This is a genomic window from Acutalibacter sp. 1XD8-36 (genome assembly GCF_009917525.1).
Taxonomy (GTDB): Bacteria; Bacillota; Clostridia; order Oscillospirales; family Acutalibacteraceae; genus Acutalibacter.
Window position 1 is genome coordinate 23,568 of the sequence record NZ_QZDU01000016.1, and the last position, 12,692, is coordinate 36,259.

Annotated in this window: 8 protein-coding genes; all 8 read right to left on the minus strand. The window is 53.9% G+C overall.

Features of this window, described 5'->3' with window-relative positions:
• Positions 1-58: 58 nt before the first annotated feature.
• Entirely contained in the window at positions 59-1,681 is a 1,623-nt protein-coding gene (locus D5270_RS15270; RefSeq protein ID WP_330587545.1) for a recombinase family protein, read from the minus strand.
• A gap of 110 nt (positions 1,682-1,791) precedes the next feature.
• Positions 1,792-1,959: a hypothetical protein gene (locus D5270_RS15275; protein ID WP_166544902.1), complete on the minus strand. Its 168-nt coding sequence runs from the start codon at positions 1,957-1,959 to the stop codon at positions 1,792-1,794.
• A gap of 64 nt (positions 1,960-2,023) precedes the next feature.
• Entirely contained in the window at positions 2,024-2,404 is a 381-nt protein-coding gene (locus tag D5270_RS15280) for a plasmid mobilization protein (RefSeq protein ID WP_166544903.1), read from the minus strand.
• 155 nt (positions 2,405-2,559) lie between these two features.
• A complete protein-coding gene (locus tag D5270_RS15285; RefSeq protein ID WP_166544904.1) occupies positions 2,560-3,354 on the minus strand; it encodes a DUF6017 domain-containing protein in 795 nt (264 codons plus the stop codon).
• A gap of 739 nt (positions 3,355-4,093) precedes the next feature.
• On the minus strand, positions 4,094-8,971 hold the full coding sequence (locus D5270_RS15290; RefSeq protein ID WP_166544905.1) for an S-layer homology domain-containing protein: 4,878 nt from the start codon (positions 8,969-8,971) through the stop codon (positions 4,094-4,096).
• 24 nt (positions 8,972-8,995) lie between these two features.
• Positions 8,996-11,314, minus strand: coding sequence for a LuxR C-terminal-related transcriptional regulator (locus D5270_RS15295; protein WP_166544906.1), 2,319 nt, complete (start codon positions 11,312-11,314; stop codon positions 8,996-8,998).
• 297 nt (positions 11,315-11,611) lie between these two features.
• Positions 11,612-11,989 (minus strand): TnpV protein, encoded by a 378-nt coding sequence (locus tag D5270_RS15300; RefSeq protein WP_166544907.1) that lies wholly within the window; start codon positions 11,987-11,989, stop codon positions 11,612-11,614.
• A 61-nt stretch (positions 11,990-12,050) separates the two neighbouring features.
• The coding region (locus tag D5270_RS15305) for a hypothetical protein (RefSeq protein WP_207709408.1) at positions 12,051-12,692 on the minus strand (642 nt) is incomplete at its 5' end.

Here is a 12,692-nt window from a genome sequence, read left to right on the forward strand (position 1 = left end):
GCCGTACAACAAGTAAAATACCCCGTATTTCTGCACTTAAAGCTATAAAATCAAAACATCAATCAATCCTGCCAACAAAACGGTAGTAAATCTCCACTTCCTGCTCCCTTGAGCCGTCAGCAGACTTCACCGCCTCATGTACCGTGATTTTCTCTATCAGGGCGTTCACCAGCTCCGCTGTCAGCTTGGTAGGGCTGGAATACTGCCGGATAAGTTCGACCCATTTTCCAGCATCCTCAGCGCCCTTTGCGGCAGTCTCTATGGCAGTGTGGGCTTGCTCAATCCTCGCGGCCACATCAGCCTGCTCCACCTGGTACTTCTCCGACAGCATCGCAAAATTCCGCTCAGAAATGCGCCCAGCAGCCCAATCCTCATACAATTTGGCAAAGAGTCTGTCCAACTCCACTTTGCGCTTTTCAGCCCGCTTTAGCTCTGCTATGTGACGTTTTTGGATAGCGGCTTGCCCTTTGCCGTTGGCATTCATCAGCCGGTTCACCAGCCTGTCACCGTCTTTTTGCACCGCCTGAATCCAAAATTGCAAACGGGAAAGCACATAGGGGTATAGCACATCGTAGCGTATATAGTGCATGGAACACTCGCCCAGAGCAAAGGCGTTCTTCGCGCAACGGTAGTAACAGTATGGCTTTTTGCCCTGATGATTCTCCACAAAAGACATCGACCAGCCACAGTCCGCGCACTTTACCAGTCCCGCAAAGACCTGTGTCGTACCGTTTTTTCGTTCCCTGCGGCGGCTAGCAATTTGCTGCTGCACCCGGGCAAAATCATCCCGGGAGATGATGGCATCATGGGTATTCTCCACGATAAACCATTCAGATTTCGGCTTAGTCGTTTTCTGCTTTGACTTGAAAGAAACCGTCCCCGACTTGTTGTGAACGCTGTCGCCAATGTAAGTCTCATTGCGGAGAATGTTCTTCACCTGCCCCACCGTCCAGGCGTAACGCTTGTTTTCCGGCTGGTCGGCATACTTGTTGGCATTCGTCCCATAGCGCTGGAAGTTGAGCCAAGCCGCTGTAGGGACCTTCTCGGCAATCAAAGTGCGGGCTATTTTTTCAGCACCAACACCACTCAGAGAAAGATTGTAAATCTTCTCTACTATCCACCGGGTGTCCCCGTCAATCAACAAATGCCCCTTCTGATTTGGGTCTTTCACATACCCAATAGGCGCGCAGGCACCATAGTGAGCGCCATTGGCAAACCTTGCACGGAATGCCGCCTTTACCTTTTTGCTGGTCTGCCGGGCGTGCATTTCATTGAGAATATTAAGGAATGGGGCCAGCTCGTTCTCACCGTTAAGAGTGTCTACATTGTCATTTACGGCAATATAGCGAACACCTTTACTGGGAAAGTAAATCTCCGTGTACTGGCCTGTCAGGATATAGTTGCGGCCCAGGCGGGATAAATCCTTCGTCACAACGCAGTTGATTTTTCCATCCTCGATGGCGTCAATCATGCGCTGAAACGACGGCCGGTCGTAGTTTGTGCCGCTCCATCCATCATCCACATACTCGTCAATGACGGTCAACCCATGCTCTTGGGCGTACTGCCGCAGCATCATGCGTTGGGTCTGAATACTGCCGCTTTCGCCCTGCAGCTCATCGTCACGGCTCAACCTCATGTAGAGCGCAGTCTTGTAAATCTTCGTATTGCTCGGTTGTTTCACTCAAAAAAACCTCCTTAAATGGAAACAACCCACGCTTATGCAATACTCACTAAGTCAAGTATAACATAAGCGCGGGTCAATTTCCAGCTCTATTTTACCCCAAATATCTCTCAGGACGCGGCGCGGTGCACAGCGTCCTCCAGCAAATTATCGATTGATTTTCCCTGCTCCGGGAAATGTTCTGACACCTTGATTTTGTATTTTCCCACCACGAAATACTGGGTACCGCTTTCCGACCTGACAGTCCTTCCAACAGTTTCCTTCCTGTCTTTCGCCATAGGCATACCTCCATAAATGAAAAATGCCCAGCAGGAAACTCCCGCTGGGTTCATATAGTCTCGCTTATTCATCGTCAAAATCAACTTCATCAATCTGGCCTGTGACCGCCTTTTCGATGCGCTGAATAGCGTCCCGCAGACGCAGAACCTCTTGGTAGTACGCACCTTCATCAACAAGGCCAGTGGCATTAGCCATGAAAGCTATTTGGTTCATGTTATTGCCAATTTCTTTCAACTCCCGAGTCATGCCATAGTAATCGGCAGGAGGAGCCTCCCGAGGTTTATAGTCGTGAATCAGCAACCGGATGTAGCCTGACCTTGTAAGCCCGCATTTACGCGCCTTGCGGGTCAAGCTCTTGTAGTCCTGCTCGGTCATTCTCATGTCAAACTTCTTCTGGTTATTCAAATAATCATTCCTCTCAAAATAGAATATGTCTAAAAACAAGGGTCATAGGGTACGCCCTATCCAAGCTGCGTTTGTCCGCACACTTGTCTACACGAGTGTCGGGACAAATGCGATGCTGGCTCGTACCGAAAACGCCTTTCAGCCGTTTTCTCTACTTACCGCCTCGCTAACGCTCGGCAGAGTGCGCTCCGCGCTCATTTGGCCATGTCATGGGCCACTTTCGCGGTGTAGTAGCTGTCCATAGTTGTGGGGGCGTTGAATAGCATAGCCCGCAGGTACTGCTTGATGTTGCGCACCTCGCTGGTGTTGGCGTGAAAGCAGTCGGCAACATACTCGATATGTTCGGCAGTTAGTTTGAGGAATTTGCTCCTTACAACCTCTGCCGGATAATCATCGCTGGCAATACGCACTACCTTACGCTGAGTGCATACAGTTTCCACTATGATGTCCACAAGCTCGTCCAGCAGTGGCTTGTCTACCACATCTACCAGGTGGTCGTACTCAATGTTTTCTTTTACCAACTGCTCATAACTGGCATAACCCGTTTCAAATCCAATCCCATCCTCTCGGGAAAGGATGGGATTGGATTTATCAATATTTACTCTATCTTCACTTTGTTTATCTTTATTTAGTTTCGTGCCGTTTCCCATCGGCGGTTTTCCCGTTAGCGAGTTATCCGTTGTCGGATTTTTGCCCACCGGCTGTTCATAAACATTGTAGACAATGTTCGCCAGCTTGCCGCCGCTGCCGCGCCCCTGTACTCGTTGCAGGTAGCCAGCCCCTTCCAACTCGTTTATGGCTGAACGGATAGCTCCCACTCCCTCGCGGTTGATGTAGGCCAGACCCGCGACGGAATAGTCCCAATCATCCGGCAGGGCCAGCATTTGCGAGAGCAGTCCCTTTGCTTTGAGGGAGAGCGCTGGGTCGCGCAGGTGGTGATTACTCATCACCGTGTAGTCCTTGTCGTGCTGTACTCTGAAAATTGCCATAGCATCACTCCTTGAAAGTATTCTATGTGATGGGGCGACGCCCCTGGTCACCCAAAATGGGCATGAAAAAAGCGGCGTTCAGCCGAAGCCAATACGCCGCGTTGCGGATTGGGGAGTACCAAGTCTACTCCCCTCTAATTATCTTACCACTAATATTATACACTTGACAAAATTCAAAATTTCACTTTTTTCTACTCGCTGCTGTCGAAACAAATATTTTTTAACTATACCAGACTGAAATTATATAGAGATAAACCAAGTTCACAAAAAATTTACATTTGAGAGAATGGCCATGGTAGTGGCGCTAAGCGCCGCGACCTCCATAAGCAGATGTGCAAGTTGCACACTTGCTTTTTCGTTCGGTATCTATAACTGTTGGCAGCAGAAAAAATCAAAAATGCAAAATGTAAACTTGATTTTCTGATTTGAGGTCATAGAAAAATTTGCCGCAACCTCAAAGCTGGTCCGCCGAAATTTGTACACAAATCATATACTTCGCGAGAATCAGAACGAAATATCTTCATTCCGATTTTCACTTGAGCCTTATACGCCTTTTCACTACACTACTTTTTCACATTACAGATTGTAGCACATTATTTTTCGTTTGTCTTCCGATACACTTCCGATGTTTGAGGTCGTGGCAGATTCTGCCATGACCTCAAATCTGGTCACCGAAAATCTTTCGCCCACCAAAACGACATTTTGACGTTTTGATTTTTGTGGGTTTCTTTTGTTGCAGTCAGAGGTTGTTAACAAATTTCATCACCATCTGCGCTGCCTCAGCCCGAGTAGCGTTCCCCCTCGGGTCTAGCACACCGTTCCCCTTGCCGTTGACAATACCGCTCTCATGGGCCCAGCACAGGGCTTTCCACGCATAGGTGCTTACCTTCCCGGCGTCGCTGAAATCAAGCTCATTCTTGCGCGGTTCAGGGTTCCCGGCGTACCGCCAGAGCATCACCGCCAAATCCTGCCGTGTAATAGGCAGGTCAGGAGCAAATTTGCCCCCTCCAACTCCGGCAACGATACCTTCTGCCGCCGCCCAATTTACCGCGTTCGCGTACCAGCCGGTGGTCACATCGCTGAATCTGCCGCTGCCGGACTTGGGCCTGCCCTCATTGTTGTAGATGATCTGCGCGAACTGAGCGCGGGTCAGGCTGTCGTTAGGGCCAAACCTGCCGTTTGCGTAGCCAGACATCAGACCGTTCTTGCAAACAAACTCCACCGCTTTGATGTACCAACCGGTATCGCTCACGTCCGGGAATGGGTTCTTCCATGGCTCTGGCGATTGGCTGGGGGATGTGGTGGGGGTGGGGGTTGGCGAGCCAGTCGGCGTAGGGCTTGGGGAGTCCGTAGGCCCTGGGCTGGGCGTTGGCGTCTGAATTGGTACAAAATCGGCCTTCACGGTCACATCCCTGCCGGGCATTTTGAAGGTGAACTTGTCGTCCTTTTCAGTGAGTTCCACAGTTTTATTCTGGCTGTCTGTAACGGTGATTTTGTCTAACTTATAGCCTTCGTCCGGCTTGAGGGTCAGTGTCACCGTGCCGCCAGAATAGATGCTGGTAGGGCTGGCAGTGACAGTGCCATGCACGGTCTTGTCGACCTTCACGCTGTAGTAACTAACGGGAGGATACCAGCCGCCTCCGCCGCCAGAACCTCCGCTGGACTTCTTTACCCAACCCAAAGAGACCGGCGACAGGCCGGTGACAGTGAACCGGATACCTTCCGCTGTCTTGGTAACAGCTGGCCTTTCCGTTTCGCCGGGAGTTTTTCCGAAATCATCGGTGGTAAACATATGGATTACAACAAAGTCATGGGTGTTCTGGCCAGTCCCCTCCGGGTAGGGCAGGGTAACGGTAAGCCTGCCCTCTGCCGGGAAATTATCTCTAGTGGCAGGTGTCCAATTCTTTCCGCCGTCTTCGCTGACCATCAGCGACACATCATACACAGCAGTATTTTCTTTCGCAACGGCACTGTTTGCCTCTGTCACCGCCAGCTTCATGGCTTTTTCCAGCTTTGCGGGGGTGTTCAAGTCCTGGTTCGCCAGCAATGCCGCCGGGACCGTAGAGATGCCTGTTTCCATCTCCAGCTTAAGCTGCTTATCCGGTGTGGATTCCGGCGGAACGTCCAGTTCCTGTACCGGGGTCACCCGGGCGCTCAGCGTGGGCAGGTCGCTCCCGCCGGGAAGCTCATAGTTTTCCGGGTCTGCCGGGTCAAAGGTCCAGGTTCCCCGCACGGAAACACTGTAATTGCCAGGCTCCTTTGTTCCCGCCAGCCCCTCCGTTGTCAGGCCGCTGGAAACGTGCAGCGCCACCTCGTCATTTACCACCCCGATAAGGCGGAGTTCTCCGTAAACTGCGGCCTCCTTCTGGCTGTTCTGGGGCTTTGAAGCGCAAAGCCCCGAAACGTCCCAGGTAAGCAGCCGCTTGGCAATGGTAATGGGGAAGGTCATCTCGCCCATATGGTCGCCGCTCTCCGCGCTGATTGTCAGGGAATAGCTGCCGGCGTTCTTTGGGGCCTCCGTCAGGTTATTGCCCTCAGAGTCCTTCCACTGATAGGCGTAGGTCAGCCCATCTACCGGGTTGCCGCTCTCGTCGACAGCGGTTGGCGTGCCGCTGTATGCCGCGGGCTGGCCGTCATAGGTTTTGTCCTCCAGCACGATGCCGGAGAGGGAAACCGGCGCTTTGTCCACCACGGTAATGGTAAAGGTGCTCTCGCCGGCCGTATACTTCCCGGATGCCTCCGTGGTGACCGCCTTAATGGTAATGACCGTCCCCTCCTGGGTGTCCTCTGGGATAAGCAGCTCGCCGTTCACCAGGGACGCAAATTCGCCGTCGCCGATCTTATAGCTGACAGTAGGGACGGGAAGTCCCTCGGTAAGGTCCGGGTCATGAGAGTTCACCACCTGGACGGCTACCGTAGCTGTGCGTCCGGCCTGCTGGCGGCTGGGGGCGCTGATGGTGATTTTCGGCTGGGCGGGAGTAACGCTTACCGCCACTTGGGTTTCTCCGGTGGCGTAATTGGCCCCATCCTCGGGAATGAACTTGACCGTGTAGCTCCCATCTTCCAGCGGGCGGGCCTGGGGCTCGGCCCAGGACCAGGCTCCCTCAACTGTCTGCTCTCCATTTTTGGCGCTTCCGCCGGAAAGCTGCGAGTCCGCAAGGGTTTGGCCGTATTCGATCGCCGCGGCAGTAGGCGCGCTCAATGTAAGCCCGGCTTTCGTAATGCTGGCGGTGGTCTGGAACGCCCCGTCGGACAAGGTGTAATTGTTGGCGGCAGCGGTGGCGTTCAGCGTAACCGTGCCGGTGATGGGCTTATTTGCCCCCGCGCCGGGGCTGTCAAACGCAGCAGTCACAGTATAATCGCTAGCGGTCAAGGTCTCGCCGTGTTGGAGCCCGGTAAACTCCACCTCCACCTGGGCGGCGGTATTGCCGTCATAGGGCTTATCTTTCCCGGCCACCGTCACTGACAGGGGGGCGGGGGTGATTTTGCCTGTGGTGGTCAGGGGTTCGGAGATACTGGGGTGGCCAAGTGTGCTGTTGTAAAGCGAATAGTAGCTTGCCTTTTCCCCTGTCAGCCGAATTTTTTGGACGGTGACGGTTTTGTCCTCGCCGACCCCGGCGCTGTCAAAGACCGCCTCATAGCTTAGGCCCACCTTGCCCTCGTCCTGGGGCAAAATTCTGTTCCCTGTCAGCGTCAGGACGTCCTCCGCCGATGTTGTCCCGTCGTAGGTCTTTTCCACCGACTCCTGCAGGGAGAAGTCCGAACCCCACAGATCCCTGGGGCTGATGGTAAAGGTGGTGGTAAGGGTCCCGGTCATGTTTTTCCCGTTGGCGGTCAGGGTGATATTCGCCTCGCCCACATCCACATTGTTGCTGTAGGACACGTCAAAGTTGCCGCTGATGGCAATCGTGACGCCGTTATGCTTTAGGGTCATAAATGCCACCGCAAACTCCTGGGGCTCCCCATTGTACCGATACATGACAGTCCGCTTTTCAAGGGTCATATTGTCATTGCTGACCGCCAGCGGCTTGACATTGAAACGATGCGTATACACCAGAGTGGTAGAAATACCCGGGTCATAGGTATATTGGATGTACTGTTCCCCCGCCTGGCAGTAGGAGCTGCCCGAGTAAAAGACGCGGATTGCCCCGCCGTTTAAGTCGCCGCCCAGGGCAAACACTTTGTTCAGTACCTGACAGGGGGGTGTGCGCTTGGTGGCCTCCGCAAAAACCTTTTCCTGTAGGTTGGTGCCGTCATAGGTTACGTCCATCTCCTCGGGGGGCGTCAGGCTGTCCTCGCTGTACTCGATGTAGTATTTGCCCGCCGTGCTGGTAACCGTCCCCTGGCCGGTCAGGCTGTCCGCGCCGTGTATGGTAATGGGACCGCTTACCTGAATGTCCGCGCCGGAGGGAACCGTGAGCTGGCCTCCCTTGGGGATGTACATGGTCTTAGGCGTATAGCTCCAGCCGGAGTTCCATGCAGCGTTCCCGTAGACATAGCAGTACCCTTGCTCGCTGGTAGGATCTGAAAGGCAGCGGTTAAAAATGATATTCTCCGCATGGCTTACCACATCGTTCCAACGGCCTGGTTTGAAGTCAATCAGCCCACCGCCAGTGATGGCGCCGCTGCCATCGTAGCCAGATCTTATTGTGACCCGGCCGTGGTTATTCAGTGTCCCTGCATTGGCGAGATTGTTTGTGAAAATATGTGCGCTCCCTGGGATTTCAAGGGTTTTGCCCTCTGGAATCTTCAAGAGCGGGGCATTTATTGTAGATAATTGCCCTGTGGAAAAATTTTCAGGCAAGCGCACCGTGGAATCGGCGTAGAACAGGTCCCCTCCTACTTCCTTTTCCGCTGTTATGGTTCCGCCTGTAATAGACAGGCCCCGCATATGGGAGGCTTTGATGCTGCCGTTGGTATGGATCGTGCCGCCGGAAATCACAATTCCCGGGTTGGCCAGCGTACTGACATCCACCGCCCCACTGGGCCCAGACCATATCCCAAAGCCTGCATTTACCATATTGAGCTTTATGTCGCCACCGGAAATACTGACAGGACCCTTCTCCGACTGTATGCCATAGGTAGATTTGAATGTCATATTGCCGCCGTTAATGGTAAGGGCATTCTGCGTGTGGAACAGGTGACCGGCTTGGCAATTATCCGCCATGCTGATCGTGCCGTCCTCCATCACCAGGGAATCGCAGTTGACCAGGGTGCTGTTCTTGTCCGCCGAACGGAACTCCAACGAGCCATTCCCGCTGATTGTGACTTTTTTCCCGGCTGCCGCGAAAATATCGCATTGCCACATATCGGTCTTCTGGATGATGTTGCTGCCCTGTAGGATAATGTGGACATCGGTCACCTCGCTAGGGAAAGCGACCATCGGCTTTACGCCATTGACAAGAGAGGGCGCTTGCAGGTACAGATTGTTTAGGGTCAGCGTTCCGTTGCTCCCGTCCACTGTCCATGTCCAGCCTTCGGTTGTGCTGCCTTCGGGACTTTGGGCGGGCAAGTCAAGATATGACGTCCGTGTAGGCGTATCAGCCGCACTCGCCCCAACAGTAAGCCCAAAAACGAACAAGGCCAGTATTACGGCAATTGCAAATATTTTTTTCATGTTACATATACCTCCGTTCATATTCTATAGCAGCCCCAAGCCCCGGGCGGCGGCAATGGCCTCTGCCTTGCCCGAAGCGCCCAGCTTGCGGTAGTTTTCCTTGATGTGATAGCGCACGTTGTCGGACTTCATTCCAAGCCGTTCGGCAATCTGAGTGGCCGAAAGCCCCTCGCTTTGCAGGCGTAGAATCTCCAGCGCCGTGCTTGAAAAATTCTCCCGGACGGCATTCCTGGGCGACAGGTAGCCTGGATAGCGCCGGGACATCTGCTGGATCTCCTCCAGCACCTGCCGAAACCAGGGACTGTCTCGGCCATGGGCCTTGAGCAGCGGCAGAATCGCCGGGCCAAGCTCGCTGATGACCCGCACGAACTGGTAGCTCTCGGCCTCGTCCAGCGCAACCTTGAGCTGTGGCTCCCACTCCGTACCCAGCCGCCGCCGGACGATGGCCACCAGAAGCCCCGCTTCAATGCCCACGTAGGTCCGATGGACCAGCTTCGCGTACTCCGAGAGCTTTTCCAGCAGGGCTAAAGCCTTGAGGTTTTCCCCCAGCGTCAGGTAGCACCGCGCCTTGGTGAAATAGCGGTAACGCTCCATGGTGATGAACTCCTTATCCTCGTCCGGCGCGGCCTTCATCCACTCCCGGACCGCGTCCATGTCCCCGGCGTAAAGGGCTATCCTGCACCGCATAGCCTGTATATTGGGCAGCATCTGCATGACCCGCTGCGCCTTTGCCGCCGACTGGAAAGAGTCCAGAATTGCCCCCGCGTTGGCAATATCTCTTTGCAAAATCATCATCCGCACCCGTTGGCCCACCGCCGAGAACGCGATCTCAAGCCTGCCGCCGCACTCGGTCTCCACCTGCCCGCGGGATAGCAGGGTCAGCACCTCGAAGGCGTCCGCGCCCTTCTCATATAGGCTCTCCCCCAGGGCGATTTTCGTCAGCCCCTTGCCGTAGCTGCCCAGCACCCGCTCCACCAGCGGCCCGACTGTCCGCGCCAAAGCCCGGTCCGACCGGCTCCACTTGCAGAAATCCTTGCCGCCGTTCATTGTGCTTGGTATGTTGCTGGTGACGGAAAACTCCGGCAGGGAAATGCCCTGGTCCAGAAGCATAGCGGGCGCCCGGAGCATTATCTTCAGCACGTCCCGGCTGCCCCGATGTGGCAGTCCGATGTCCAGATAGCAAAGCCTGCTTTTCGCTTCACGCTTAGCCCCGCCTTGGGCAGTTTTAGCAAACTCTGACAGCTTTTCGTACCAATACTCGCTCTTTTTCGGGTCCATGAGCATGGAGTGGAGCATGGAAAGTCCCGCCATGAGCACCGGACTTTTAGCCGCTTCCTCCTCGTCCATGCCCAGATAGTACCGGCGAAGTTCATAGTAATGGCCCGCCCCGGGGTTCACCCGGGCATTGCGGATAAGCAGTTCACGTATCTGCCCCTGGCTGCCGCTCTGCTCGTACATCTCCAAAGCCTGAGAGATCTGGCCGTCCATCTCATACCAGACCCCGGCGCTCTTCCGGCAGTTCTTTATCTGCTCCTCGCCCAAGCTTTGCTGAGCCTTTTTTCTCAGTGCGTGCAGGAGCACCGGCCGCAGACGGTACATTCCGTCATTCTCGAACAGGAAATTCCCGGTCTCCATGGCCTTCTGCACCATGACGGAGACCAGCCGGTTGGCGGTGATAAGCTCCGCCAGGGGCAGGGTAAACTCCTCCACAACGCTGACCTCCATGAGAAATTCCAGCAGTTCGCTATCCCACTGCACCATGATGTATTCCTCCAGGTAGCGGGCAAAGGCGTCGTGAATCTCCTGGTACATCTTTGGCCCTGGGGACAGGCCCTCCGCCATCCGCAAGGCCGCGTGGCGCACGATATAGCCGTTTCCCTCGGCGGTGTCTGCCAGATATTGCAGACCCTCCTTCGTATAGCTGAGGCCCAGGCTGTCCAGATATCCCTGTATCTCTTTCTTCCCCAGGCACATATCTTTCTCGCTGATAACGATAAATCCTATATTGACATACTCGGGCATGAGCCAGGAGGGCACCGGGCTGCGGTTAATTAAGATAAGCCAGATTTCCGGGTCGGCCGCCAGCCGCTTGACAAGCTCCCGCCTGGGCTCGTCCAGAAGATGCAGGTCGTCCAGCACCACGGTCCCCCGCTCCGGCACGTCGCGCTCGTCCCAGCGCCAGTTCCCGCAGGACAGGTAGACATGGCTGCGTTTCTCTAGGGTCTTCTGCACAAAGGCGGTCTTGCCGAAGCCGGTGGCCCCGTAAATGTAAAGCGTCTGGACCAAGCTTTTGGCGGCTCTCAGCTTTCGGTAAGCGCTCCCCGGCATGATGTACTGTTCCAATGCTCACACCTCCACCCTAAAAATGCGCGCAGAAAAGCCACAGGAAACACGATAGTGCTCCTGTGGCTTTTTGTGATATGGAGTTGAAATGGGCGCAGTTATGCCTTGCTTGCTTGCTTGCTTGCTTGCTTGCTTGCTAAACAATTATTTGTGCTCATCTCGAAATTTCAACCCTTTTTCTGTAAATTTTTTGTGAAATCTTGGCTCAATAAACCATCTTAAGCCTATGATACCACATTATACAGCATGAGGGGTTGCGAAGTACACTCCTTAAATTGGGTAGTGCGACTGGGTTTGCTAATTGTAAATTATCTCGTTATTCACAATTTCTCTTGCGCACGCCTGGGCGTTGTTCATTCTGCCAGCCCATGTAAGAGGATTTGTAGCTTTCAAACCCTCGGTAATACCGCGAGCCTGTTTCATCTGCTTAACAAGAAGTTCATATCGCTCCTGCGCTTGCTGGTCGATGTGGGCAAGGTAGGCGTTTAGCTTACCGTTCATTTGGAGCGAGTTGTAAATTATCGGCCTCTGCTCTTTTAGGTACTGCTTATGCTGTCGGCCCCATAAGCCTATGGGCTGCTTTTCATCCTCTGATACTGTCAGGCAAGGGTAATAGTAACCGTCTTTCAGCTCATACCATAGGCCATTTGTTTCGTCAAAAAATTGGTTCTCCATTTTATAAATCCTCCAAAGGTGTGTTTAGCGGGTAATTACTAAGCGTGGGCGTTTCATGTCTTTAATTATAGAACTTCCCTGGCTCCGGCTCAGTCAAATAATATTGTATGGCTGTGTGCATATCCGTAAGGTAATACTCGATTTTCTCTGCTATCCCCTGTGCGCCGTATAACTCCCACCTCAAGGGTCCGGCCCAGCCAGCGCCTTCATAGCAGAGGCTCCGGTCATACTGGATGGAATCTGGCAGATTCAAGAGCGACTTGATCTCCCGCATTTGAGCGCTGTCCTCGACATCTGCCGGGTGATAGAAGAGCAAAAAGCAACCTGCTTTTTCATCTGCAATTATGTAAAAAAAGTCGCTCGCTGTTCGAGTAAGCATCTTTACAAATCCGTGTGCAATAGCCGCACTACTGCGCATATCATCCTCTACGTCCTCCCAGCTTCCCAAGGGCTTAACACCAATATTGGGCTGGTCCACCAGTTCAGGCTTCCATTTAGCAGTAGTCCCATCAAAGGAGAAAGTAGGGTCATCATTCTTGCCATTGAGCACATAATCCAGAATCTTCTCCGGGTCTTGGTTGGGCTTGAGCTTGGCCCGCACCTCGTCAGTTATAGGAATCTTCGGCGCGTCTGGGACAGGAGAGGGGCTGGGCGTTACATCCGGGCTGGGGGAGGGCGTGGGAGGCTGGGGATTCTCACTGCC

What these genes read in the sequence shown, in the direction of transcription:
- D5270_RS15290 (WP_166544905.1), bottom strand. Translation starts at nt 8,971, where the DNA reads ATGAAAAAAATATTTGCAATTGCCGTAATACTGGCCTTGTTCGTTTTT.
- D5270_RS15285 (WP_166544904.1), bottom strand. Translation starts at nt 3,354, where the DNA reads ATGGCAATTTTCAGAGTACAGCACGACAAGGACTACACGGTGATGAGT.
- D5270_RS15275 (WP_166544902.1), bottom strand. Translation starts at nt 1,959, where the DNA reads ATGGCGAAAGACAGGAAGGAAACTGTTGGAAGGACTGTCAGGTCGGAA.
- D5270_RS15300 (WP_166544907.1), bottom strand. Translation starts at nt 11,989, where the DNA reads ATGGAGAACCAATTTTTTGACGAAACAAATGGCCTATGGTATGAGCTG.